This is a genomic window from Klebsiella sp. JN_Kp121 (assembly GCF_040062145.1).
Lineage (GTDB): Bacteria > Pseudomonadota > Gammaproteobacteria > Enterobacterales > Enterobacteriaceae > Klebsiella > Klebsiella aerogenes.
Map to the genome: position 1 here is coordinate 125,443 of NZ_JBEAHX010000005.1, position 23,796 is coordinate 149,238.

The window sequence follows — 23,796 nt, forward strand, 5'->3', positions numbered from 1 at the left end:
AAGCCGTGTAATAACAGTAAAACCGGCGTACCGGGTATCCGCTGCCTGACATGCGTAGCCCTCATGCTCGGATAACGCGCAATCGCGCTGCGATTAGGTGTCGGGTGAACAAACTGTGACCCCCGTGGCGGTAAAGCCGTGAATGAAGGCTTTACACTGGCTGCATCAATCAAATAGCCGTGATGAATGAATCGATATGTCACCGCTATTGATTTCGCCGCAGTGAGTTCGGTTTTAAATGGAGGTTTTATGAGCAGTAAGCCAACCGCATCAATGCTGGAACGACGCCACCCGCAAACGCGCCATATCGATACGCTCGCCACCCACGATATGCTGACCCTGCTGCAGCAGGATAACAAACAGATAGCCGTTGCCATCGATGCCTGCCTGCCGCAGATTACCCGGCTGGTGGATAACGCCGCGGCGACCCTGAGCCGGGGAGGACGGCTGGTGATCGTTGGCGCCGGGGCATCCGGGCAGGCGGCGTTGCAAACGGTTAATGACTATTCCCCTGAAGCCAATCACTCACTGGTGGCGATGATCGCCGGTGGCGAAGGGAGCGCGCTGCAGGCCGCCGAGCGGGCGGCTAACGATTATGACGCGGGCTTACGGGATATGCAGCTATTGTCCCTGAGCGCTAACGATATGCTGCTGGCGCTCACCGTCAGCGGCAAAACGCCGTGGGTGTGGGGAGCCATGCGTCACGCCTGGTCGCTGGGGACGCCGATTGCGATCCTGACGCAGCAGCCTGATAGCGAAGCCGCGCAGCTGGCGGATATTATGATTGCGCCGCAGACCGGGCCGGAAGCGGTGGCGGGTTATGGCAATCCGAAAGCGCAACTGGCGCAGCGGCAGATCCTCACCCTGTTAACCACCGGCCTTGCGGTACGCAGCGGGAAAGTGTTCGGCAACCTGCGCGTTGATCTACAGGCAACCAGCCCGCGCTGGGAGGAGCGGCAAATCGCCATGGTGATGGCCGCCGCAGAGTGTACGCGCGCGCAAGCCAAAGCCGCGCTGGCCAGTTGCAATCAGCATTGTCGGACGGCGATTCTGATGCTGATGACGGGGCTAGATGCCTGGCAGGCGCGGGATCTGCTCAGCGAAAACAACAACCATTTGCGTGTCGCCCTGGCTGAAGCGCAAGAGAAAACGCTCAGTAACGTTAATTAATTTCCTCGCCGCGCCGGTTTGTTAAATAACTAAATAAACCGGCGCTATATTTCTTATCGCCCGAATGATCCTGATTTTCCGTCGCTATTTTTCACAATGACTGCCAGCGAAATAAATAAGCTGATTTTTTAAGTTAAAAAACTGTTTGATTAAAATATCGAAGTGTAAATGATATTTTAAAATAAAGTAAAAGTGCGTTAATATGACGGCTCTTATTACACTTTTGCTACGCGATATTTCTATTATGCCTGCAATTAAAAAAACGATTATATCTATGACCGCATTAGCGATGTTCGTCAGTACGGCGACCTACGCAAATGGCGATACCTCGAAAAAAACTGACTTTCTGCTGATCGGCGGCGGCATCATGAGCGCCTCGCTGGGCACCTGGCTGCAGGAGCTGCAGCCGGAGTGGAAACAGGTGATGGTGGAGAAACTCGACGGCGTCGCGCTGGAGTCCTCCAACGGCTGGAATAACGCCGGTACCGGTCACTCGGCGAATATGGAACTGAACTACACGCCGCAGCGTGCAGACGGTTCTATTGATGTCAGCAAAGCGCTGGATATCAACGAACAGTTTATGATTTCGCGCCAGTTCTGGTCGGCGCAGGTCAAACGCGGTATTTTGCACGACCCGCACTCGTTTATTAATTCCACGCCGCATATGAGTTTCGTGTGGGGCGATAATGTGGATTATCTGCAAAAGCGTTATAACGCGCTGCAGCAGACCACCTTATTCCAGGGAATGAAATTCTCCACCGATCACGCGCAAATTAAACAGTGGGCGCCGTTGGTGATGGAAGGACGCGATCCGCAGCAAAAAGTGGCCGCGACCTGGACGCCGGTCGGTACCGATGTGAACTACGGTGAAATTACCCGTCAGCTGATCGGTAGCCTGAAAAAGAGCAGCAACTTCTCGCTGCAGACCTCTTCTGAAGTCACCGATTTTAAACGCAATGCCGACAACTCCTGGCACGTGACGATTAAGAACGTGCAGAGCGGTGAAGAGCAGGCTATCGACGCCAAATATGTCTTCATCGGCGCCGGCGGTGGCGCGTTGAAGCTGCTGCAGAAAACCGGTATTCCGGAAGCGGACAACTATGCTGGCTTCCCGGTAGGCGGCTCATTCCTGATGACCGAGAACCCGGAGCTGACAAAACTGCACCAGCAGAAAGTTTATGGTCAGGCTTCAGTAGGCGCGCCGCCGATGTCGGTACCGCACCTGGATGCTCGCTACCTCGATGGTAAGCGCGTGGTGCTGTTCGGGCCATTCGCCACCTTCTCCACCAAGTTCCTGAAAAACGGCTCGTTCTTCGATCTGCTGAGTACCACCACCACCAGCAACGTACTGCCGATGACCCACGTTGGTCTCGACAACTTCGATCTGGTGAAGTACCTGATTAGCCAGGTTATGCTCAACGATGATGACCGCTTTGCGGCGCTGAAAGAGTACTACCCGAACGCGCGTAAAGAAGACTGGAAACTGATTCAGGCCGGTCAGCGCGTGCAGATCATCAAAAAAGACGCGGAGAAGGGCGGCGTGCTGAAGCTCGGTACCGAAGTGGTGGTCGATCAGCAGAAAACGATTTCTGCGCTGCTCGGCGCATCGCCAGGTGCTTCCACCGCCGCGCCGATCACCCTGAACGTTCTCAAGCAGATGTTCCCGCAGCAGTTTAACTCGCCGGAATGGCAGAGCCGCATTCGCGCTATCGTGCCGAGCTACGGCGAGAAGTTAAACGGCAACGTGGCCCTGACCCAGCAGGTTTGGGATGACACCGCCGCGGCGCTGCAACTGACCAAGCCTCCGGTCATTCAGATGCCAGAGACGGCGCCGACCGCGACCGCCAAACCGGCAGAGACGCCGCGCGAGGCCTCGCCGCAGCACGATATGGCGCTGTAACGACGCATCCAGGCAGTGAACAAAAGGGAAGACCATGGTCTTCCCTTTTTGCGTTTTTTACCGGCTGAGGCCGCGCGCTGCCTGCAACTTTGGCCTCATAAAAGATATACTGGTTTGAATTGAAATAAGAAAATTAAACCAGGGGTGTGGAAGGGTTATGAAAGACGATATCAACCAGGAGATCACCTTCCGCAAGCTATCGGTCTTTATGATGTTTATGGCGAAGGGCAATATCGCCAGAACCGCCGAAGCCATGAAGCTCAGCAGCGTTAGCGTTCACCGCGCGCTGCATACGCTCGAAGAGGGAGTCGGCTGCCCGCTGTTTGTTCACAAAGGGCGCAACCTGCTGCCGCTGCAGGCGGCGTGGACGCTGCTCGAGTACTGCCAGGATGTGATGAGTCTGATGAGCCGCGGGCTTGAGGCGACGCGTAAAGTCGCCGGCGTCGGTCAGGGACGGTTGCGCATCGGTACCCTCTATTCTCTGACGCTGGAAACCGTTCCGCGCATCATCATGGGGATGAAGCTGCGTCGCCCGGAGCTTGAACTGGATCTGACGATGGGCTCCAATCAAATGCTGCTGGATATGCTGGAAGACGATGCCCTTGACGCTATTTTAATCGCCACCAATGAAGGCGAATACAATAATTCGGCTTTCGACGTGGTGCCGCTATTTGAAGATGATATCTTCCTCGCCGCGCCGGCGACGGAACAGCTCGATACCACTCAGCTCGCCGATCTACGCGATTACGCCGATCGTAAATTTGTCTCGCTGGCGGAGGGGTTTGCGACGTATGCCGGATTTCAGGAGGCCTTTCATGTAGCCGGTTTTGAGCCGGAAATCGTGACCAGGGTGAATGATATCTTTTCGATGATAAGCCTGGTACAGGCAGGCGTCGGGTTTGCGCTGCTGCCGGGGCGCATGAAGAAGGTTTACGAAAACGATGTGCAGCTGTTAAAGCTGGCGGAACCCTATCAGATGCGCCAGCTGATCTCTATCGTCTATTCACACCATCGCGAGCGCGATGCCGACCTGCTGGCGCTGGCGGCGGAAGGGCGCATGTACGCCCGCAGTATTAATCGCTAAGCCGCTGCGCCAGATGGCGGGCGACGTCTACGCCGCTGCGCTCCAGCGAAATTGTCTCGCCGCGCCAGCCCGCCTGGCGGGTCAGGCAGGTGAGCACGCCGCCGGGCGGCATCTCGATTGCCAGCCTCGCGTCGCGTTCATCAGCGGCGATCATCGCCTCCTGCCAATGCACGGTGCGCGCCATGTTCATCGCCAGATCGTCGGCGATCCGCTGCGGATCCCACAGCACGCGCGCCGTCGAGCCGCTTAAATAGGCGCGCTGAGGGCGCGTTAAGGTGACGTCGGCAAAGGCTTTTGTCAGGGCTGCGGCAGGTTTATCCAACAGCGCGCAGTGCGACGGCACGCTGACCGCCAGCCGTTGGGCTTTACTGGCGCCAGCCTGCAGCGCCAGCTGCGCCACCTCGGCCATGGCTTCATCGCGCCCGGCGATCACGATTTGCGTTTCGGCGTTCAGGTTGGCGAGATAAACCTCGTGGCCCTGCATCAGCGCCTCAACCCGCGGGCGGGTCAGCCCCGTAATCGCCGTCAGCCCGTAACCTTCGGGATAAGCCTGCTCCATTAAATCGCCGCGTAGCGCCACCAGCCGCAGCGCGCTGGCGAAATCGAGCGCGCCGGCAATCACCGCTGCCGGAAACGCGCCGATAGAGAGCCCGCTGACCATCTGCGGATCCACGCCCTGGCGCTGTAGTTCGCGCGCCCAGGCTACCCCGGCGATCAGCAGACAGAGTTGTACTGCACGGGTATGCTTTAGCGCGTCGGCGCTATCGAGGGTATCGACTTCATCCCCCAGCACGGCGCGCGCCTGGGTGAGGATAGCCTCGCGATCGGGGATTGCCGCCAGCATTGCGGGGCGCTGGCCGCCCTGACCGGGAAAAGTAAATATAATCTTCATCAGTCCTCCCTGTGCCACGGCGTCGCGGTTAAGCGCGCGCCGCGGGATGTTTTCAGCAGCGCGCGGCCATCGCGCAGCCACTCATTAAGGGCGAAGGCGCCGTACGGTGTTTCTATCTGGGTATCGGCGCGGCACGGTAGTTGGGCCACCCGGGCCTGCCATTCCAGCAATGCCTCGCGGTCCAGCGGCTGCGGCGCGCGGATCAGCAGATCCAGATCGCTTGCCGCATGCAGCACCGGGATTTCGGTTGCCAGCGCGTAGCCGGTACTGCCGGTGACGCCCCAGCCCCAGGGCCAGCGTTGTAAGGTGAGGGCGATAGCCGCCTGAACCGGCGGCTGCGAGACAAACGGTGAGCAGATTAATGCTTCGCGCTCGACAAGCATCTCCGGGGTGACGCTGCGCACGATATTGCGCAGCTGAACCCAGCCGGCGGCGCGCTGTTCGCGCTTTATGCCCCGCACCCCAACCGGGATGCGGGCCTGGCCGTCAACGTCGCGCCTCACCACCACCGGCAGCGCGGCTCGACACTGTTGAGCCACCCATGGCTCGGCAATGTCTTCCAGGGCGCTGGCGTGGTTTAACCAAACTAAATCGTGGGGACGCGGCGTTGATGACATGGTTTACAGTCCTGAAGTCAAAGAGATAAACAGCGGTAGCGACAGGATACACAGAACCGAGCTTAACAGCAGCACGGCTTCAGCATCCGGAGACTGCACGCCGAAGCGGTTGCCGAAGACCACGCCGAAGAAGCCGGCGGCCAGCGCAATCATCAGGATCGCGGTAATGGCGATAGAACCGTGCAGACCAAGTAACATCACCAGACCCCAGGCAATAAACGGCTGCACCAGCAGTTTTACGATGGTTGATGTAGCGATCAGCGCATTGAGCTGCAGTTTACGTGCCGACAGGATCACCCCGGTGAGGAACAGCGCGGCGGCGGTGGCGGCCAGGCCCAGCGGTTTGATTGACGCCAGCAGCAGGTCCGGCATTTTAATGCCGATCGCGGAAAGCACCACCCCAAGCAGCGGGCCCCAGACGATCGGTTTTTTCACCGAACGCCACATCAGCACCGGCAGCATCGCCAGCGTAGAACCGCTGTTTTCACCCGCGGCGCGGGCTTTTTCACGCTCCAGAATCAGCAGGCAGAACGGGGTCATCAGTACCGAGCCGCAGGCGATAGAGACCGCCACCGACAGCGAGGTTGACGCGCCTTCACCCAGCACGCTGCCGAGGATCGGCAGACCTAACGCGGCATAGTTTGGCAGGGCGACGGTGAGGGTCAGCACCGCGGCATCCTGCGGCGTGCGTTTGAACACGCTGGTGGCGAGGAAGTAGATCGCGGCATAGGTGATCCACATCGCCCCGGTCAGCACCAGCACCAGCGGCGACTGGGCGACGATACCGGCCCACGGCGTTTGTACCGTCGCGCTAAACAGCGTGGCGGGTAAGGCAAAATCCATTACAAAAATATTAAGCAGCGAGACGTTTTTGTTATCTACCATCCCGGCCTTACCGGCCCAGAAGCCCAGCAGCATAATGACGAAAATCGGGGCAAGAGCATGAATAATCACATAAGTCATAAATCACCTGTAAATAAAATAGAGTACTGGCGCGATTGTTATTTTTTCTAAAAGCCGTCCCTTCCCGGAGCGTTTATTCCGCGCTCCGGGAGACTGCTTCCGGCAGGTTTTCTTCTACTACTTACGTACGAACGTCTTACCAGCTGGCGCGCATGCGATCGCGAACCAGTTGCGAGCTGCGGCGGTTTTCCGCGCCCAGACGGCACTTCAGTGAGGTATCGGTGCGCGCGTCAGCGATGGCGTCGCGCAGGGTACGGCTGACCAGTGACAGATCGCCTTCGTCTGGCGCATCCGGATGGTTGATATCGAGCAGGGCGGAGAGCAGGCCGAGCGTAGCGTAGTTGCTGACGTCGTAGGCCATCGGCGGGATCGTCGCCGCCAGTTTCTCCAGCGCCTCTACGGTACGCAGCGTAATACGCGCTGCCGATTCTTTACCCATCGCGTGAACCAGCACGCCGCTATCGTTAAAGGCGATCAGGCGGTTGGCCTGATAGCCGTGGGCCAAAAACGCCCCGGACATCGCTTTTCCGACAATCAGGCCAATCACCGGGTGGCCAGCAAGACGGGCTTTGGCGTAGGCGCCTGCCGCCCCGGCCAGGGCCTGGTGGATGCCAAAGGCTTCTTCGCGGCGGCCATAGGCCTGGCTCGGGACATCAATTACCGCGACGATCGGCCGTTTGACAGGCCGATCGGCGTCGGCGGCGATGGTTTCGTTGACCACTTTCGCCAGCGTCCAGCCTTCCAGCAGTCCGACTTCGCCGCCGGCGGCGCGCGGGTAGTGGTTGTTAGCGTCAGGTACCACGGCGATAAAGCGGACGCTTTCGCCATCAATCTGGCCATCTGCGACCAGCACCGAAGGGCACAGACCACTCATCAGCGGCGCGTCGGGCGCCAGTTTATTCAGCCACAGCGCGGCGCGGTTTGGGAACTGACTCATTATTTATCCTCCCGGGCAAAAAGCTGTTTAATCTGCGCGGTATCCGCCTGCTGGCGGGTATCGAATTGGCTCAAGCGACGCAGATAATCGTCATAGTTGTCGCTGCGGTGCTGTGCCGGTACGCCTTTGGCGATCGCCTCGTTCATTGCGGTTTTAACGGCGTTAACGCCATCGTTAACCAGCGCGTCGACCAGCCCGCTGGCGGCGCGAATTTCGCCGCCGGTCATGCTCCAGATAAACGGACGGTTGCGGGAGTCGTACTCTTCAATGCCGGCTTCCTGCTCGATAACCTGCGGGCCGTTGAGGCCGAGACGGGCTTCACGGGTGACGATAAGATAGCTGCACAGCGCCGCGGCGATGGACATACCGCCGAAGCAGCCGACGGTACCGGTAATAATGCCGACCACCGGGGTGTAGCGGCGCAGGTCGACAATCGCGGCATGAATATCGGCGATGGCGGCCAGACCGAGGTTGGCCTCCTGCAGACGTACGCCGCCGGTTTCGAGGCACAGCACCGCCTGGGTCGGGATACCGTTGCGGTTATCTTCCGCCGCCAGCTCCAGCGCGGCGGCCATTTTGGCGCCGGAGACTTCGCCCATACTGCCGCCCTGGAAGGTGCCTTCGATGGCAATCACCACCGCAGGTTGGCCGTTGATCGTGCCTTTGGCGACCACCATACCGTCGTCGGACTGTGGGACGATGCCCTGCGCGCCGAGCCACGGCGACATAATGCCTTCAAACGGATCCAGCAGTTCGCGGTAGCTGCCGTCGTCCAGCAGGGCGTGGGCGCGTTCGCGAGCGCGCAGTTCGATAAAGCTGCGATCGTTACGCATGAGCGGCCTCCTCAAATACTTGTTCAATACGAATACGAGCGACGCCCGGCGTGGCGCCGAAGTCGTGGATAATCAACTGCCCGGCGGGCAGACCGTTGATCAGGTTCAGCCTGTCGAACAGCGCCTGCCAGCGCGCCTGGCTGTTATCCACTGAGGTGGTGATCTGTACGTTGAGCGTGGCGCCCTGTGCGGCGGTATAAAGCACTTCCATATCGCCTGAACCTACGACTCCTGCCAATGCTTTGCCGCTGAGGGCGCGGTTGGCAGGAAATGACAATGTAATCTGTTCCATAACATCCTCTGAATGCGTTAGCCGGAAACCCGGTCGAGAAACAGGGTGGCGGCAAGGAGATCGGCCGCGCCACCCGGCGAGGCGTTTTGCGCCAGCATCTGCGCATCAAGGCGCGTCAGCGCGGCGCGACCGGCGACGCTGGCGCAACCGCCCGCCGCCAGAACCTCGCGGGCGCCTTGCTGCATGGCGTGCAGGCCGTTCATGCCGGCGCGCGACAGCACGCAGGTATCGCTCAGCGAGGTCATGATGGCCATCAGCGCATCAAGGCGCGCCTGCTGCTCGCTGGCGCCTCGCGCCCGGCTCTGTTGCAGTTGCGGCAGCGCCAGGGCGGTAACATGCGGAAATCCGCGCTGCGCTTCCTCGCGTGCCCCCGGCACCTGCCAACGGCGGCTGGCGCGCAGCCCCTTACTAAAGCTTTTCGGCGCGAAACCGTCAGGCAGGCGGGCAAGGGCGGCGGCGGTCCCGGCGATCGCCTGTGATTGACCCTCTCCACCCAACATCGCCACCGCGCTGACCAGCAGGCCCAGCGCCCAAATGGCGCCGCGGTGGGTGTTAACTCCACCTGTCGCCATCATCATCTGCGCTTCACCGTCGCGACCGAGGCGTCCGACGGTTTCGCGCAGGGCGATATCCGCCGGACGCTGCCAGCTTTGCTGCGCCAGTGCGTGAAAGGTTGGCTGCAGGCTGCGGGCGGAGCGTTCCATCAGGTCCAGATTGAGATCCTGATGCGCGCCGTTGCCGCGACTATCGACCAGACCCGGTTTCGGACTCAGACGGGCTTCGTCAATCAGACAGGCGCTGGCGGTATGCGCCAGCCAGCTGACGCGGCTTTCTGCGTGTAGGGGGGAGAGATTTTTCATTACCAGCTCCGGAATTTTGCCGGTGGGTTGTACAGTCCGTCGGACCACTCCACCAGCTCGGCGACGCTGCCGGCGGCCAGTAGCGAGCGGGTGGCATCGCTACGGCGAATGCCGATATCTTCCGGGTACACCACTTTACCGCTCTGGCGCAGCGCGGCGGCGCGTTTGGCGTCCACACCGAGGCCAATATCGGTGATCCCGGCCACCGCGGCGACCATCGCCCGGCGCTCTTCAAGGCTCTCCGCCCGGTACAGGTAAGCGATACCCTCTTCGGTCAGCACGTGGGTCACGTCATCGCCGTAAATCATCACCGGCGCCAGCGGCATGCCGGAGGTTTTGGCGACCTCGACCGCATCGAGCGTTTCAACGAAGGTCGGTTTTACGCCGGCCTGGAAGGTTTCGACCATCTGCACCACCAGTTTTTTACCGCGCTGCATCGGGTCTGGTTCGGTGATCATATTGAGCCAGGCCGGGGTGGCGTGGCGGCGACCGTGCGGGTCATGGCCCATGTTCGGCGCGCCGCCGAAGCCGGAAAGGCGGCCGCGGGTGACGGTGGAGGAGTTGGCCAGACCATCAACCTGCAGGGTCGAACCGATAAACATATCTACCGCGTACTGACCTGCCAGCTGGCAGAAGGCGCGGTTAGAACGCATCGACCCGTCCGGGCCGGTAAAGAAGATATCCGGGCGGGCGCGGATATACTCTTCCATCCCCAGTTCGCCGCCGAAGCAGTGCACGCTCTCCACCCAGCCGCTTTCGATGGCTGGGATTAAGGTCGGATGCGGGTTCAGCGTCCAGTGTTTACAGATTTTGCCTTTCAGTCCGAGCTGTTCGCCGTAGGTAGGCAGCAACAGCTCGATGGCGGCGGTATTAAAGCCGATGCCGTGGTTAAGCGACTGCACCTGATGTTCCGCGTAGATGCCTTTGATCGCCATCATCGCCATCAGAATATGTTCTTGCTTAATCAGACGCGGGTCGCGGGTGAAGAGCGGTTCAATGAAGAACGGTTTGTCGGCGACCACCACGTAATCAATCCACGAGCCGGGAATATCGACGCGCGGCAGATCGCATTCGTCGTCCACCAGTTCGTTGACCTGGGCTATCACAATGCCGTCGTGGAAGGCGGCGGCTTCCACCAGCGCTGGCGTATCTTCAGTACTCGGTCCGGTATACAGGTTGCCTTTACGGTCCGCTTTATAGCCGGCGATCAGCGCGACGTTTGGCGACAGATCGACGTACAGGCGGGAGTAGAGTTCAATATAGGTATGGATGGCGCCGATTTCGAGCAGGCCATCTTCCAGCAGCTGCGAGATGCGCAGGCTTTGCGTGCCGGAGAAAGAGAAATCCAGTTTACGGGCAATGCCTTTTTCAAACAGGTCCAGATGCTCGCTGCGCCCGACGCTTGGCATAATCATATGCAGGTCGTGGATTTTCTGCGGATTAACCTCGGCGAGCATGCGGGAGAGGAAATCAGCCTGCTTCTGGTTGTTACCTTCCAGTACTACCCGGTCGCCAGGGGCGAGCAGATTTTCCAGTACGCTGACCAGTTGGTCAGTGGGGATGACTTTGCCGGCAATCTTTGTTTCGGCCAGCCGCCGCTGTTTTTCCGTCCGGCGACGGTTCCAGACCCGTCCCGTCGTTTGTTCAGCATTCATTGTTAACCTCCTGATTCGACAAATCGTTTCGTTTGTCCTGGTGGAAGTTAGTGTGCGATGCGCGGCGCTGTGCATCAATTAAGCACGCCGGCTAATCGTTAGCTTTAGAGTAATGATTGGATGTGCCCATTTGTGATGGGGATCAATAATAAAAAAGGAGTAACGGTCTAAGCGGAAAAGATGAAAGGAGGGAAGGCTGGCGGATAGGCCAGCCAGATTGCCGATTATTCTTTACTTAAGTCACTGAGTAAGAAGGCAATACTCTGCCCGCCGTTGGTTTGCTCAAGGGCGATTTTCACGATGATGGTCAACGGCACCGACAGCAGCATGCCGACCGGGCCCAGCAGCCAGCCCCAGAATATTAACGACAGGAACACCACCAGCGTGGAGAGCCCCAGCCCACGGCCCATGATACGTGGCTCGAGAATATTGCCGAACACCAGGTTGATAATCAGGTAACCGGCAGTGACGATCAGCGCCTCATACAGGCCGCCAAATACCATCACCTGCAGAATCGGCGGGATGGCCGCCAGTACCGAACCGATATTGGGAATATAGTTCAGCGCAAAGGCCAGTAGCCCCCACATAAAGGCGAAGCGGACGTCCAGCAGCGCCAGCATACCCCAGACCACCAGCCCGGTGACCAGGCTAATCGCGGTTTTCAGTACCAGGTAATGTGAGACGCTATCTATCGCCCGCTGAATGGCGCCCATTCCCTCAACCGGCCGCGACATTAGCTGCTGAAGCTTGGCGGGCAGCTGCGGCACTTCCAACAGCATAAATACTACGGTGAGAAGCAACAGAAAAATGGACGACATCGCATTCGACAACTGGGTCAACAAGCTGGTAACCAGGGTCATCACCGCGTTGGGATCGATATACTTATTCAGCTCAATGGCGGAGACGGTAAAACCAAAGCGCTGTAGCCATGGGGTGACCGTCTTTAGCGGTTCGGCCAGCGACGTGCGGTATTGCGGCAGGGTGCGCGCCAGTTCGTTAAGCGAGGTGCCAAGCGACGCCAGCAGTACCACCGCCAGTAGCACGATAGCGCCCACCAGTAGCGAAATCGCCAGCACTCGCGGCACCCGACAGCGTACCATCAACTGGACCAGCGGATTGATCACCACCGCAAGGAATAGCGCTAAGATAAAGGGGACGATAATGTCGGCGGCAAAACGGATGCCGGTAAGGATGATAACCAACATGCCCAGCATGATGACGATCTTGAGTCCATTTAGGGTGATGATGGGTTTGGCCATTGGGTTCCTTACGGTGAAGATGAAAACGTCCTTGATCATAGCGACTTTGCTATACACGTTTATGATGGAGATCAGTTTGAGAAAATACTAATTGAAATCGCGCATTAGACGTAAAGAATTGCAAATTCTTTGAGTTAATATTAACACTATGGTACAAATTTACTTGTGTTTAACTACCGAGGACAATTTTTTTCCGCAATGACGAGAAGCAACACCGCGGATAATTGTAATTTTATGAACAATCAGTTCAGCCTTTATTTTTCGACTCATCACGCATTACCCTTCATCCTTTCCCGATTTGCTGGCGAACAGCACTGGCGCTCCGCGCTATAGTCCCATTCTCTCTGCCTGAGCTGGCGCACCGCGCACGGCTAAAACTACGTCAGAATTTTTTCGGTTTACTCTCGTAAGCCGTCATGGATTGTATTCTCAAGCAGGAGAAGGGATTATGTTTTATTGGATTTTATTAGCCTTAGCTATCGTCGCTGAAATTACCGGCACGTTGTCTATGAAATGGGCAAGCGTCAGCGGCGGTCATACAGGTTATATTTTAATGCTGGCAATGATTGCGCTTTCCTATATTTTCCTGGCCTTCGCCGTTAAAAAAATTGCTCTCGGTGTGGCGTATGCGCTATGGGAAGGTATCGGTATTTTGTTGATTACCGTATTCAGCGTGCTGCTGTTCGATGAAAGCCTGTCAGTCATTAAACTCGCCGGACTGGCAACGCTGGTCGCCGGGATCATACTGATTAAGTCCGGCACAAAAAAGGCGGTAAAACAGCATGAGGAGACAGCTCATGCAACAGTTTGAGTGGATTCACGGCGCCTGGCTGGCGCTGGCTATCGTACTGGAAATAACCGCGAACGTATTGCTGAAATTTTCCGACGGCTTCCGTCGTAAGATCTACGGTATTCTGTCGCTGGCGGCAGTGTTAGGGGCCTTTAGCGCCCTGTCGCAGGCGGTAAAAGGTATCGACCTGTCCGTCGCTTATGCGCTGTGGGGCGGATTCGGGATTGCGGCCACCATTGCCGCTGGCTGGATCCTCTTTGGTCAGCGTCTGAACCATAAAGGTTGGGTTGGCGTCGTGCTGCTGGTGGCCGGTATGGTATTGATAAAACTGGCCTGATATGATGCCGCCTGCGTTCGCAGGCGGCAAATTCTGTTCTCTGTATTACGCTTAAAAAAGCAGATTCGGCATCTTTCTGTACGCCGCTATGAGGACAGCACATGATTCCTTTGCCTGGCTGGCGGAATATTCCCTCTGCCAAAATCCTTTCCATTCTGGTATTTCTTGCCGGCCTGGGCCTGGTCGTCTCTGTGATTTCTCTTTTCTATTTGTCGCAACATCTGGTCAGTATTAAAACTAATGAAATAGATAAACACCGTTCGATGCTTTCGGTAGAAGGCGCCGTGCAGACATCGGTGAACCGGGTGCTGTCATTGGTACTGGATAATTCGATTTGGGATGATGCGGTTAAACAAACCTATACGCCCCATCTTGATGCACACTGGCTGTATGATTCGTGGGGATCGGGTTTTAAGATTAATAATCTCTACGACGGCACTTTTATCCTGGATGAAAACTATCGCATCTTGTGGGGGGCTTTTCGCAGCGAGCCATTTACCGAATCCGATATTGGTTTTTTCGGCAGCGGGTTACAAACCCTTATCGAGCAGCACGCGGATGCGCTGAGACGCGGTAAAAATGCCTTTGCCGGAATCACCCGTACCCGCGCAGGCATTGCGTTTGTCGGTATCGGCTTGATTCGCCCGACAATCGGCCGCTTACCGATTTATGATAAAACCCGTCGCTATCTGGTGATTACCCGCCACATTAATCCAACCATGCTGGAAACCCTGGGGAACACTTTCCAGATTAATCGTCTGCATACGACGCAGTTTGCCGGCGAATACAGCGTACCATTACGCACAGAGGGCGGGGAGACGCTGGCCTATCTGAGCTGGCAACCGCGCCTTCCTGGTGCGGAAGCGGCGCGCGCCGCGTCAAACAGCATCAGGCTCATCGCCATTCTGGCGGCAAGTTTAATTTTGCTGTTTATCATGCTGAGTAGCCTGGGGCTTTACAAGCTGGCGCGCGGCGAACAGCAGGCGCGAAAAAATGCGCTCATCGATTGGCTGAGCCTTTTGCCGAACCGTCGGGCATTGATTGAACGTTTAAATGCGATGGGCGAATGCGGTAAGAATGAAATGCAGAGCGTGGTATTTATCGATCTCGATGGTTTTAAAGACGTCAACGATAACTACGGCCATGATACTGGCGACGCGCTGATTGCCCATATCGCCCGCGAATTACGCGATCGGGTTCCGGCGGGGGCGATGCTGGCGCGGATGGGCGGGGATGAATTCGCCATGACCATGAGCGGCGAACATGCGGTTAATCAGGCCTCAGCATTCGCCCTGGCGGTGCTCGAATTATTAAAAACTCCCGTTGCGCTCAGCGCCCGGAAAATATATATCAGCGCCAGTATTGGTATTGCCAGCGGGGTGCCGACGCAGTGTTCTAGTACTGAGTTGTTTCGCCGTGCGGATATGGCCATGTACCACGCGAAGAAAAGCGGTAAGGGAAGAGCGGCCTGGTATGATGACACCCTTAACGAAACGCGTCAGCACCAGCTGCACATTGAAAATGGTATCCGCGAAGGTCTCGAAAAAGGCGAATTTGATGTCTGGTATCAGCCGATCGTCAATGCCGAAACGCTGGTGATGGAAGGCGTAGAGGCCTTGCTGCGCTGGCCGCGACGTCCTGAAGGCCCGCTGGCGCCGGATGCTTTCATCCCCATTGCCGAAAGCAGCGGATTGATTTATGCCTTGGGCCAGTTTGCGCTGTCGCAAGCCTGTTACGATCTCGAGACGATGGGGGATTTACTCCTTTCCGTCAATATATCCCCGGCGCAGTTCCGCGACCCGGAATTCGAAACTCGGGTGATCCAAACCCTGGGACGCTGTCAGTTTCCTGCCCGCCGCCTGCAGCTTGAGGTAACCGAAAGCTACGTACTGGAAAACCCGGAGCGCGCTCGCGTGGCTATCGAGAACCTGAAATCGTTAGGTATCGCCGTCGCGCTGGATGATTTTGGCATTGGCTATTCCAGTATTGGTTATCTACGCAGCTGTCGTTTTGATAGCCTCAAGATTGATAAGTCGTTAGCCGGGGTTGTGGATGTCGACCCGCAGGCGGCAGAACTGGTGCGCGGCACGGTACGTATCGCTAATGCGCTGGGGATCACCGTGGTTGCTGAAGGGGTAGAAACTCAGCAGCAGCTGGCGCTGCTGCGGCGGGCGGGATGCGATCGACTTCAGGGATATTATTTCAGCCAACCGATGCCGATCGATTCATTGCTTCAACTGCGCCAGCAGCAGGGATAATCACTCGTTAGCCAGCGCTTCCAGCTTGTCGAGAAAACCGGTCACGGCAATAGCCCGGTTATCGGCGCGATAGCGATCTTTCGGTCCCGGCGCCGAGCTTTGCACTGCAATGACCTGCCAGCCGTTGTCCGTTTTTAACAGCAGCGGAGAACCGCTGTCGCCCGGTAGCGTATCGCATTGATGTGATAGAACTGAGGCTTGCGCCCATCCCGTCACCAGACAATCCTGGTGGCTATAGAGGCTATCCAGATGATCTTCCGGGTAGCCGGATTGCGTCACTTTGCGGTCCGTTGCTTTCAGCGCCGCGGTCAGCGCTTCTTTATCACCGCGAAACACAGGAACAGGCGTAATGCCGCCGGGCGCGTAGCGCAGGACGATCAGGCCAAAGTCCCAGGGGGCTGCGGAAGAGGGGACAATCCAGCCATCGCCGTCCGCTTTAAGCCGTTTGCCTAGCGATGGGTCGGTACGGCCGTCAATCCCGTGAATTTCATAGACCCAACTGCCCTTACGCGAGATAAAACGCAACGCAACGGCCTTGTCCGGCTTTCCTTTCGGCGGCTGCAGCAAACAGTGACCGGCGGTGAGGGCCAGATGCGGCGAAATCAGCGTTGCGGTACACAGATTACCACTGGCGGTTTCTAACTGGCCGATGGCATCCCAGGGGGAACTGGCCGGATCGCTGACCGCTTTACGATCGTCATGGCCGAAAAAAAGCGTTTTGATATCTTTCGCGCTCATGCCGTCATCATCGGCGTGAGCAAACAGGGGAAATACACAAAACGAACACAGTAATAACAGTACGTCTCTACGCATATCACTCTCTGGGGAGATAATTATGTCTATTGAAAGTAGCAGGAGATTTAAGTTTATGAAAGTTAAGAATAATTTTTATTAAGCCAAACGGCAGTTAAAATGACTCCTGAAGACATTTCATCTATGCAAGAACCATGTTAATTCAGATGGTTAACGCATTATCTCTGCTGTTGTCATTTCCGCAGAAAGCGGCGTGCAACGCAACATAATTCGTGTATCGGAACGTACGTAAAACGACGGCAAAATAATCACTTTGCCTTACAGGACATTCGCAAAGCGCAATTTTTCGAGGGTGTTTTAGTCGCCTTAAGATCGCAAAAGTTCATGGTCATTGGCGTTTTTTTACCATCTTCTCAATTATTTTCACTACGAAACATTTTCTCACTGTAAACATTGTCATTGGCGATTCCCGTTGAGTGAAATGTGAGGTTGACCCGGCCATCATAAGCGCAATGTCATTTCCCGTAGTGGGAGGGTGTATGTCTAAACAAGGTATTCGCGCATTAGTTTATGTTTCGCTGGTTTCTTTTTTTATGTGGGGAGCGATGGGCTATCTCGTGATTGAGGCGGTACGTGCCATGTAGCGTCACGCCAGCGCCACTGAGGTGGCGTTGGCTATAATATCTGTCAATGAATGCAAACTGGCGGATATGATGACTATCGATGAGAAGCAATTGCGGGCGATCATTACGGGGGAAAAAACCGAAGTGTCGCCCCCAGAACTGGCGAAGGAATTGCTGGCGGCGCGGGTAAAAATTGGCGAGCTGGAACGTCAACTGGCGACGCCGATTCGCTTACCTTTCTCCAGTGCGAGCCCGGTATGCGAAATTGAAGCGGGATATGCTGCGGGCGTCAGCGATTGCCGTCAGGCAATTCGTGAAGCCGGTTTTCCTATTGAGGGGGATGATTAGCGGCGCCTAATAGAGGAAAAAGCGGGTTGCCACCAGCGCGCATATTATCAGCAGTATCAGGATGAGCTCAAAACGATAGCGTCGCAGCATAGCGCTCTCCAGAAAAAAACGGCGCTGAAACAGCGCCGATTTATACAATACCAGACTAACCGAAACGATTATGCAGCCGGCTGAGCAGCAGGTTTAGCTGCGGTGTGTTTAGTGGTTTTGTGGTGTTTTTTCGCAGCCTGAGCTTTCTGCGCTACTGGTTTAGCGGCAGTTTTGTGGTGCTTTTTGGCAGCCTGGGCTTTCTGTGCAGCCGGTTTAGTGGCGGCTTTGTGGTGTTTTTTCGCAGCCTGAGCTTTTTGCTCTACAGCGGGTTTCGCCGCGGCTTTTTTGTGTTTCTTGGCAGCCTGGGCTTTCTGTTCTGCAGCCGGTTTGGCGGCAGCTTTGTGATGTTTTTTATGGTGAGTTGTCTTGGCAGTGGTGCTGTGAGTTGCAGCAGCAGGTGCCTGAGTGGTGCTTGCTGCATCAGCAGCGAAAGCAGCGGAAGACAGACCCATAGCAGCGGCAACGACCAGAGCTAATACTTTTTTCATTCTGATATCCTCGAAAAGGTTTCTTCATTTCAACCCCACTGCGGGGCCGTTGAAGTAACTATATGCTTGTCTTTTCGAGCTTTCCGTGAGTGTTTGGTATCGGCGTGTAACCATATGTACAACGCGAAGCGAACGGGTATAACGCGCCGGAGCAGGCCCCGGCGCGCAGGCTTAGAGATAACGCGCGGTAAGATGCTGGCGGAAATACTCACCGTTGAGATCTTCGCCGGTGGCATTCTTAATCAGCTGCGAAGTGGTAAAGCGGCTGCCGTGCTGCCAGATATTTTGCCGCAACCAGTCGAACAGAGCGTTAAAATCGCCGCCGGCGATATCCTGTGCGAGATTCGGTAACGCGCGTCTGGCGGCCGCCATTAACTGTGCGGCGTACATCGCCCCCAGCGTATAGGAAGGGAAATAGCCGAAACCGCCATCGGTCCAGTGAATATCCTGCATACAGCCGTCACGATAGTTGCCGAGGGTCGAAATACCCAGCCAGCTCTGCATTTTCTCGTCCCACAGGGCGGGAATATCGTCTACTTCAATATCGCCGTCGATCAGCGCCCGCTCGATTTCATAGCGCAGAATGACGTGCGCCGGGTAGCTGACTTCGTCGGCATCGACGCGAATGAAGCCCGGCTTCACGCGCTGGTTCCAGGCGATAAAGTTTTCCGCGCTGAACGCCGGCTGGTCGCCAAAGCGCTGACGCACAGCGGGCAGCAGGCGGTTGAGGAAGGCTTCGCTGCGGCCAAGCTGCATTTCGAAGAACAGACTTTGAGATTCGTGAATCGCCGTTGAACGAGCCAGCCCAACCGGCTGATCGAGCCAGTTACGCGGGAGGTTCTGTTCATAGCGCGCGTGGCCGGTTTCGTGGATCACGCCAAATAGCGCGCTGAGTAGATCGTTTTCGTTATAACGGGTGGTAATACGAACGTCCTCAGGCACGCCGCCGCAGAAGGGGTGTGCGCTAATATCCAGGCGGCCGCCATCAAAATCAAAGCCTAAAACCCGCATTGCTTCCAGCCCCAGCTCGCGCTGGTCGGTGATGGCGAAGGGCCCCTGTGGCTCGAGCAGCGTCTTCTGCGCTTGCTTATCGACGACGTTTGCCAGCAGCGACGGCAGCCAGGATTTCAGATCGGCGAATAGCACGTCAAGACGCGCGCTGGTCATATCGGGTTCGAAAATATCCAGCAGGGCATCATAACGTGAACAGCCTTTCGCATCGGCACGGATCTGCGCCTCTTCGCGGCTGAGCTTAACGACCTCGCGCAGGTTTTCGGCAAACCCCTGCCAGTCGTTAGCCGGGCGCTGGCTGCGCCAGGCGTGTTCGCAGCGGCTGCCGGCCAGCGATTTCGCTTCCACCAGGCTTTCCGGTAGTAGCGCCGCTTGCTGGTACTGGCGGGTCATTTCGCGCAGGTTAGCCTGTTCCAGATCGTTAAGATCTTCCTGCCGGGCGTTTTCCAGCCATTCACCGACCTTCTTATCGGTCAAAATTTGGTGCTGCAGCACCCCGAGCTCCGCCAGCGCTTCGCCGCGCGCGCGGCTGCCGCCGGGCGGCATCATGGCGAACATATCCCAGCCGGCGATGGCGGCAAGGTGAGAGAAGCGGGAGAGCCGTTGGAAAGTGCGGGTGAGCTGCTGATAGTTGTTGTTGTCAGTCATAGTATCTGCTGGCCTGTGGCGAGTGAAATAAATCTGTTGTCAGTGGGTACACTAGCGCGTCGGGGTGATTTGGTCGAGTCGCTGGAACGACATTTTGCGTGTATCGAAAAATGCGCATGTGATAACCATAACGGACGGTGCGCTTCACCAGCGGCTACACTGAAAACAGGCGCTGGCTGTCAGCGGAGGCGAGTATGAATCCGTTCACGTGGGTGTTTTTCGCACTGCTTTCTATGGATGCTCTCAGAGAACTGTTGGGGTTACCATCGGTACTCGGGCTGTGGTGAACGGACGTGACCAATAAGGTCACGTCGTTTAACGATTATTTCAGGCGGTTGTGCAAACAGGCGCCGGTCAGCAGCGCGGCCATTAACAGCAGGGCGATAAAGCCGCCGACGCCATTCCAGCCGTAATGATGCCAGAAGACTCCACCGAGCGTCCCCGCAATACTTGAGCCAAGATAGTAGCTGAACAGGTATAACGAAGATGCCTGGCCGCGCGCGCGACGCGCCCGTGGTCCGATCCAACTGCTGGCGACCGAGTGCGCGGCAAAAAAGCCGGCGGAGAACAGCAGCATGCCGATGAAAATCAGCCACAGCGGCGAGAATAGCGTCATCAGCAGGCCAAACAGCATCACCGCAATAAAGAACAACATTACTGGACCGCGGCCATAACGCACTGTCAGCGCGCCGGCTTTTGGCGAACTCCAGGTCCCGGTCAGGTAAGCAACCGACAGCAGGCCAACCACCGCCTGATTCAGCGACCATGGCGACATCATCAAACGGTAGCCAATATAGTTAAACAGGGTCACAAATGCGCCCATCAGCAGGAAGCCTTCGAGGAACAACAGCGGCAGGCCGCGATCGCGCCAGTGCAGATGGAAGTTAATCAGCAGCGTTTTCGGTTTCAACGAAATAGGGCGGAAGTGGCGCGACTCGGGAAGAATACGCCAGAACATGATTGCCGCAGCGAGGGCGAAGGCGCTTATCACCGCCAGCGCCACGCGCCAGCCGAAGAAATCGGTAAAGACCCCGGTGAGCAGGCGGCCGCTCATGCCACCTATCGAGTTACCGCTGATATAAAGCCCCATTGAAAACGCCACCACGCTTGGGTGGATCTCCTCGCTGAGATAAGTCATCCCTACGGCGGCTACGCCGCTGAGCGACAGGCCGATCAACGCGCGCATGATCAGAATACCGTGCCAGCTGGTCATCATCGTTGATAATAATGAGCAACACGCCGCCAACAGTAAGGCGGTGACCATTACCGGTTTACGGCCAATGGCATCCGACAGCGGGCCGGTAAATAGCAGGCCGATGGCGAGCATCGCGGTGGAAATCGATAACGAAATACTGCTGCTGGCCGGGCTTACGCCGAACTCGCCTGACAGCACCGGCAGAATTGGCTGCACGCAATAGAGCAGGGCGAAGGTGGCCAGTCCGGCGGAAAATAGCGCCAGGGTGACGCGGATAAACGCCGGGGTGCCGCGTTTAATAAATTGATTTGGCTGGGAAGCGACCTTATCCCTGACATCGCTCGCCGGCGCGGTGTCAGCGGTTGTTGTGTTACTCACGGAGAATTCCTTGCTTATATACAGCTGGATTACAAACAAACTGATGTGACCATTCAGCTCACATTTTTAGGGTATAAAATTGTAAATATTCCGTCTAATATATTAATAATCTCAAATAAGACGTTTTAAATATGAATATCGAGCTGCGTCATCTGCGTTACTTTGTCGCCGTGGCGGAAGAGCTGCATTTTGGCCGCGCGGCGGCGCGCCTGAATATCTCTCAGCCGCCGTTAAGCCAGCAAATTCAGATTCTCGAACAACAGATTGGCGCGCGGCTGTTTGCCCGCACTAATCGCAGCGTCAGCCTGACGGCGGCGGGAGTGCAGTTCCTCGCCGATAGCCGACAAATACTGACGCAGGTTGAAGATGCCGCCGCTCGCGCCGGGCGCCTGCACCACGGCGAAACCGGTGAACTGCGTATCGGCTTCACCTCGTCGGCGCCATTTATCAAAGCGGTTTCCGATACGCTTTCCACTTTTCGTCGCCGCTTTCCCGATGTCCATATCCAGACCCGCGAAACCAACACCCGCGAACAGATCGTGCCGCTGAATGAAGGGGCGCTTGACCTTGGCCTGATGCGCAACACGCAGCTGCCGGATACCTTGTGCTGGGAAAGGGTGCTGCGCGAACCGCTACTGGCGATGGTGCCCAGCGATCATCCCCTGGCCCGTCAGCAATCGGTCAGTCTGCTTGAGCTGGCGCGCGAGCCGTTTGTCTTTTTCGATCCGCACGTTGGTACCGGCCTGTATGACGATATTCTCGGGTTGATGCGCCGCTACGGTACCACGCCCGTTATCACCCAGGAGGTCGGCGAGGCAATGACCATCATTGGCCTTGTGGCTTCAGGTCTTGGGGTATCGATCCTACCGGCCTCGTTTAAGCGGGTGCAGTTAAATGAAATGCGCTGGCTGCCGATTAGTGAACCCGATGCGGTGTCGGAAATGTGGCTGGTGTGGGCCAAACACCGTGAACAGGGTCTGGCGGCGCAGCGCTTTCGCGATTATCTTCTCGCTGCCGCCGCCCTGGCGAATTAAGACAAAAACGGGGTAAAAATGTGCGGCAAATCACAAGGCTAAGTAAAAATTTGACGTGCACCATCGAAGTGCTTCACCATAGCCAAAAGTTTATTTCGAAGCGCGAAAATAAAGGGAGTCAACGGTGGTAGCGGACAGTCAACCAGGCCATATCGATCAAATAAAGCAGACTAATGCTGGCGCGGTATATCGCCTGATTGATCAGCTTGGCCCGGTGTCGCGTATCGACCTTTCCCGATTTGCGCAACTGGCGCCGGCCAGCATTACCAAAATTGTTCGCGAGATGCTGGAAGCGCACCTGGTGCAGGAGACCGAAATCCAGGAGCCGGGGAGCCGCGGCCGCCCGGCGGTCGGGCTGATGGTTGAAACGGAAGCCTGGCATTATTTGTCGTTGCGCATCAGCCGGGGGGAAATCCACCTGGCGCTGCGCGATCTGAGCAGCAAGCTGGTGGTGGAAGAACAACTGGAACTGCCGCTGCAGCATGCGCAACCGCTGCTGACGCGGATCATCGAACATATCGACCAGTTTTTTATTCGCCATCAGCACAAGCTCGAACGACTTACCGCAATCGCCATCACCTTGCCGGGGATCATTGATACTGAAAACGGTATCATTCACCGAATGCCGTTTTATGATGACGTGAAAGATATGCCGCTCGGTGAGGCTCTGGCTAATCACACCGGAGTGTCGGTCTATATACAGCACGATATCAGCGCCTGGACCATGGCCGAATCGTTGTTTGGCGCCTCGCGGGGGGCGCGCGACGTCATCCAGGTGGTAATCGACCACAACGTCGGCGCGGGAGTGATCACCGATGGCCGCCTGTTGCACGCCGGCAGCAGCAGCCTGGTGGAGATCGGCCACACCCAGGTTGACCCTTATGGTAAACGCTGCTATTGCGGCAATCACGGCTGCCTGGAAACCATCGCCAGCGTCGAAAGCGTGCTGGAACTGGCGCAGATGCGCATGGCAAAATCCATGAGCTCTATGCTGCATCAACAGCAGTTGAGCGTTGAATGGTTATGTCAGGCGGCGCAGCAGGGCGATTTACTGGCGCGGGATATCATTACCGGCGTTGGCGCTCATGTAGGGCGTATTCTGGCTATCATGGTCAATCTGTTTAACCCGCAAAAAATCCTTATTGGTTCGCCGTTCAATCAGGCGTCTGATATTTTGTTTCCGGCAATTTCTGACTGTATTCGGCAACAGGCGCTACCGGCATATAGTCGTCATATCGCGGTTGAGAGTACCCAGTTCTCAAACCGCGGAACGATGGCTGGCGCGGCTTTGGTGAAAGACGCCCTCTATAACGGATCGCTCCTTATCCGACTGTTACAGGGTTAACATTTTTTCATAGTCGCACCAAAAATTGCGCTATCT

At 56.7% G+C, this 23,796-nt stretch carries 22 protein-coding genes; 9 read left to right on the plus strand and 13 right to left on the minus strand.

What is annotated here, in order from left to right:
* The first annotated feature begins 249 nt into the window (after positions 1-249).
* From ABLU86_RS09575 to ABLU86_RS09585, 3 genes are all read left to right on the plus strand, one after another.
* Positions 250-1,170 carry an N-acetylmuramic acid 6-phosphate etherase gene (locus ABLU86_RS09575; RefSeq protein WP_047075615.1) on the plus strand — a complete coding sequence of 307 codons (921 nt, stop codon included), beginning with the start codon at positions 250-252 and terminating at the stop codon, positions 1,168-1,170.
* Positions 1,171-1,414: 244 nt separating this feature from the next.
* Positions 1,415-3,070 carry a malate dehydrogenase (quinone) gene (gene mqo / locus ABLU86_RS09580; protein ID WP_015705274.1) on the plus strand — a complete coding sequence of 552 codons (1,656 nt, stop codon included), beginning with the start codon at positions 1,415-1,417 and terminating at the stop codon, positions 3,068-3,070.
* A 157-nt stretch (positions 3,071-3,227) separates the two neighbouring features.
* Positions 3,228-4,154: a LysR substrate-binding domain-containing protein gene (locus tag ABLU86_RS09585; protein ID WP_015366791.1), complete on the plus strand. Its 927-nt coding sequence runs from the start codon at positions 3,228-3,230 to the stop codon at positions 4,152-4,154.
* Here ABLU86_RS09585 and mdcH read toward each other — a convergent pair.
* The 9 genes from mdcH to ABLU86_RS09630 form a co-directional block, all read right to left on the minus strand.
* Entirely contained in the window at positions 4,144-5,046 is a 903-nt protein-coding gene (gene mdcH, locus ABLU86_RS09590) for a malonate decarboxylase subunit epsilon (protein WP_015366790.1), read from the minus strand. The two genes, ABLU86_RS09585 and mdcH, sit on opposite strands and share 11 nt — an antisense overlap.
* The gene (locus ABLU86_RS09595; protein WP_348796082.1) at positions 5,046-5,663 is read right to left on the minus strand and encodes a malonate decarboxylase holo-ACP synthase; all 618 of its coding nucleotides are present in this window, start codon (positions 5,661-5,663) and stop codon (positions 5,046-5,048) included. Before ABLU86_RS09595 ends, mdcH begins: the two co-directional genes overlap by 1 nt.
* A 3-nt stretch (positions 5,664-5,666) precedes the next feature.
* Positions 5,667-6,626, minus strand: a complete 960-nt coding sequence (locus ABLU86_RS09600; RefSeq protein ID WP_004148291.1) for an AEC family transporter — start codon at positions 6,624-6,626, stop codon at positions 5,667-5,669.
* 136 nt (positions 6,627-6,762) lie between these two features.
* On the minus strand, positions 6,763-7,563 hold the full coding sequence (mdcE, locus tag ABLU86_RS09605; protein ID WP_116299953.1) for a biotin-independent malonate decarboxylase subunit gamma: 801 nt from the start codon (positions 7,561-7,563) through the stop codon (positions 6,763-6,765).
* A complete protein-coding gene (locus ABLU86_RS09610) occupies positions 7,563-8,396 on the minus strand; it encodes a biotin-independent malonate decarboxylase subunit beta (RefSeq protein WP_012541866.1) in 834 nt (277 codons plus the stop codon). The genes mdcE and ABLU86_RS09610 overlap by 1 nt, the downstream gene beginning before the upstream one ends.
* Positions 8,389-8,688, minus strand: coding sequence for a malonate decarboxylase acyl carrier protein (mdcC, locus tag ABLU86_RS09615; RefSeq protein ID WP_008805033.1), 300 nt, complete (start codon positions 8,686-8,688; stop codon positions 8,389-8,391). The genes ABLU86_RS09610 and mdcC overlap by 8 nt, the downstream gene beginning before the upstream one ends.
* Before the next feature lie 17 nt (positions 8,689-8,705).
* Positions 8,706-9,548, minus strand: coding sequence for a triphosphoribosyl-dephospho-CoA synthase (locus ABLU86_RS09620; protein ID WP_048230842.1), 843 nt, complete (start codon positions 9,546-9,548; stop codon positions 8,706-8,708).
* A complete protein-coding gene (gene mdcA, locus ABLU86_RS09625; protein ID WP_015366786.1) occupies positions 9,548-11,203 on the minus strand; it encodes a malonate decarboxylase subunit alpha in 1,656 nt (551 codons plus the stop codon). Before mdcA ends, ABLU86_RS09620 begins: the two co-directional genes overlap by 1 nt.
* Before the next feature lie 224 nt (positions 11,204-11,427).
* On the minus strand, positions 11,428-12,462 hold the full coding sequence (locus ABLU86_RS09630) for an AI-2E family transporter (RefSeq protein ID WP_015366785.1): 1,035 nt from the start codon (positions 12,460-12,462) through the stop codon (positions 11,428-11,430).
* A 448-nt stretch (positions 12,463-12,910) separates the two neighbouring features.
* Between ABLU86_RS09630 and mdtJ the strand changes: the two genes are divergently transcribed.
* From mdtJ to ABLU86_RS09645, 3 genes are all read left to right on the plus strand, one after another.
* A complete protein-coding gene (gene mdtJ, locus ABLU86_RS09635) occupies positions 12,911-13,273 on the plus strand; it encodes a multidrug/spermidine efflux SMR transporter subunit MdtJ (RefSeq protein WP_015366784.1) in 363 nt (120 codons plus the stop codon).
* The gene (gene mdtI / locus ABLU86_RS09640; RefSeq protein WP_015366783.1) at positions 13,260-13,589 is read left to right on the plus strand and encodes a multidrug/spermidine efflux SMR transporter subunit MdtI; all 330 of its coding nucleotides are present in this window, start codon (positions 13,260-13,262) and stop codon (positions 13,587-13,589) included. Before mdtJ ends, mdtI begins: the two co-directional genes overlap by 14 nt.
* A 101-nt stretch (positions 13,590-13,690) precedes the next feature.
* The gene (locus ABLU86_RS09645; protein WP_015366782.1) at positions 13,691-15,847 is read left to right on the plus strand and encodes a bifunctional diguanylate cyclase/phosphodiesterase; all 2,157 of its coding nucleotides are present in this window, start codon (positions 13,691-13,693) and stop codon (positions 15,845-15,847) included.
* Here the strand turns inward: ABLU86_RS09645 and ABLU86_RS09650 are convergent, their stop codons facing one another.
* The gene (locus ABLU86_RS09650; RefSeq protein ID WP_015366781.1) at positions 15,848-16,660 is read right to left on the minus strand and encodes a serine protease; all 813 of its coding nucleotides are present in this window, start codon (positions 16,658-16,660) and stop codon (positions 15,848-15,850) included. It lies immediately after the preceding gene.
* A gap of 653 nt (positions 16,661-17,313) precedes the next feature.
* Between ABLU86_RS09650 and ABLU86_RS09655 the strand changes: the two genes are divergently transcribed.
* A complete protein-coding gene (locus ABLU86_RS09655; protein WP_015366779.1) occupies positions 17,314-17,571 on the plus strand; it encodes a hypothetical protein in 258 nt (85 codons plus the stop codon).
* A 158-nt stretch (positions 17,572-17,729) separates the two neighbouring features.
* Here the strand turns inward: ABLU86_RS09655 and asr are convergent, their stop codons facing one another.
* From asr to ABLU86_RS09670, 3 genes are all read right to left on the minus strand, one after another.
* A complete protein-coding gene (gene asr / locus ABLU86_RS09660; RefSeq protein ID WP_015366777.1) occupies positions 17,730-18,149 on the minus strand; it encodes an acid resistance repetitive basic protein Asr in 420 nt (139 codons plus the stop codon).
* 171 nt (positions 18,150-18,320) lie between these two features.
* Complete coding sequence (locus ABLU86_RS09665; RefSeq protein WP_046883577.1) at positions 18,321-19,808, minus strand: carboxypeptidase M32; 1,488 nt, start codon at positions 19,806-19,808, stop codon at positions 18,321-18,323.
* Between the two features lie 322 nt (positions 19,809-20,130).
* The gene (locus ABLU86_RS09670) at positions 20,131-21,420 is read right to left on the minus strand and encodes an MFS transporter (RefSeq protein ID WP_071596080.1); all 1,290 of its coding nucleotides are present in this window, start codon (positions 21,418-21,420) and stop codon (positions 20,131-20,133) included.
* Positions 21,421-21,512: 92 nt separating this feature from the next.
* Between ABLU86_RS09670 and ABLU86_RS09675 the strand changes: the two genes are divergently transcribed.
* Positions 21,513-22,415: a LysR family transcriptional regulator gene (locus ABLU86_RS09675; RefSeq protein WP_015366774.1), complete on the plus strand. Its 903-nt coding sequence runs from the start codon at positions 21,513-21,515 to the stop codon at positions 22,413-22,415.
* A gap of 124 nt (positions 22,416-22,539) precedes the next feature.
* Positions 22,540-23,760 carry a sugar metabolism global transcriptional regulator Mlc gene (gene mlc / locus ABLU86_RS09680; RefSeq protein ID WP_015366773.1) on the plus strand — a complete coding sequence of 407 codons (1,221 nt, stop codon included), beginning with the start codon at positions 22,540-22,542 and terminating at the stop codon, positions 23,758-23,760.
* Positions 23,761-23,796 lie beyond the last annotated feature (36 nt).

What these genes read in the sequence shown, in the direction of transcription:
- ABLU86_RS09575 (WP_047075615.1), top strand. Translation starts at nt 250, where the DNA reads ATGAGCAGTAAGCCAACCGCATCAATGCTGGAACGACGCCACCCGCAA.
- mqo (WP_015705274.1), top strand. Translation starts at nt 1,415, where the DNA reads ATGCCTGCAATTAAAAAAACGATTATATCTATGACCGCATTAGCGATG.
- ABLU86_RS09585 (WP_015366791.1), top strand. Translation starts at nt 3,228, where the DNA reads ATGAAAGACGATATCAACCAGGAGATCACCTTCCGCAAGCTATCGGTC.
- mdcH (WP_015366790.1), bottom strand. Translation starts at nt 5,046, where the DNA reads ATGAAGATTATATTTACTTTTCCCGGTCAGGGCGGCCAGCGCCCCGCA.
- ABLU86_RS09595 (WP_348796082.1), bottom strand. Translation starts at nt 5,663, where the DNA reads ATGTCATCAACGCCGCGTCCCCACGATTTAGTTTGGTTAAACCACGCC.
- ABLU86_RS09600 (WP_004148291.1), bottom strand. Translation starts at nt 6,626, where the DNA reads ATGACTTATGTGATTATTCATGCTCTTGCCCCGATTTTCGTCATTATG.
- mdcE (WP_116299953.1), bottom strand. Translation starts at nt 7,563, where the DNA reads ATGAGTCAGTTCCCAAACCGCGCCGCGCTGTGGCTGAATAAACTGGCG.
- ABLU86_RS09610 (WP_012541866.1), bottom strand. Translation starts at nt 8,396, where the DNA reads ATGCGTAACGATCGCAGCTTTATCGAACTGCGCGCTCGCGAACGCGCC.
- mdcC (WP_008805033.1), bottom strand. Translation starts at nt 8,688, where the DNA reads ATGGAACAGATTACATTGTCATTTCCTGCCAACCGCGCCCTCAGCGGC.
- ABLU86_RS09620 (WP_048230842.1), bottom strand. Translation starts at nt 9,548, where the DNA reads ATGAAAAATCTCTCCCCCCTACACGCAGAAAGCCGCGTCAGCTGGCTG.
- mdcA (WP_015366786.1), bottom strand. Translation starts at nt 11,203, where the DNA reads ATGAATGCTGAACAAACGACGGGACGGGTCTGGAACCGTCGCCGGACG.
- ABLU86_RS09630 (WP_015366785.1), bottom strand. Translation starts at nt 12,462, where the DNA reads ATGGCCAAACCCATCATCACCCTAAATGGACTCAAGATCGTCATCATG.
- mdtJ (WP_015366784.1), top strand. Translation starts at nt 12,911, where the DNA reads ATGTTTTATTGGATTTTATTAGCCTTAGCTATCGTCGCTGAAATTACC.
- mdtI (WP_015366783.1), top strand. Translation starts at nt 13,260, where the DNA reads ATGCAACAGTTTGAGTGGATTCACGGCGCCTGGCTGGCGCTGGCTATC.
- ABLU86_RS09645 (WP_015366782.1), top strand. Translation starts at nt 13,691, where the DNA reads ATGATTCCTTTGCCTGGCTGGCGGAATATTCCCTCTGCCAAAATCCTT.
- ABLU86_RS09650 (WP_015366781.1), bottom strand. Translation starts at nt 16,660, where the DNA reads ATGCGTAGAGACGTACTGTTATTACTGTGTTCGTTTTGTGTATTTCCC.
- ABLU86_RS09655 (WP_015366779.1), top strand. Translation starts at nt 17,314, where the DNA reads ATGACTATCGATGAGAAGCAATTGCGGGCGATCATTACGGGGGAAAAA.
- asr (WP_015366777.1), bottom strand. Translation starts at nt 18,149, where the DNA reads ATGAAAAAAGTATTAGCTCTGGTCGTTGCCGCTGCTATGGGTCTGTCT.
- ABLU86_RS09665 (WP_046883577.1), bottom strand. Translation starts at nt 19,808, where the DNA reads ATGACTGACAACAACAACTATCAGCAGCTCACCCGCACTTTCCAACGG.
- ABLU86_RS09675 (WP_015366774.1), top strand. Translation starts at nt 21,513, where the DNA reads ATGAATATCGAGCTGCGTCATCTGCGTTACTTTGTCGCCGTGGCGGAA.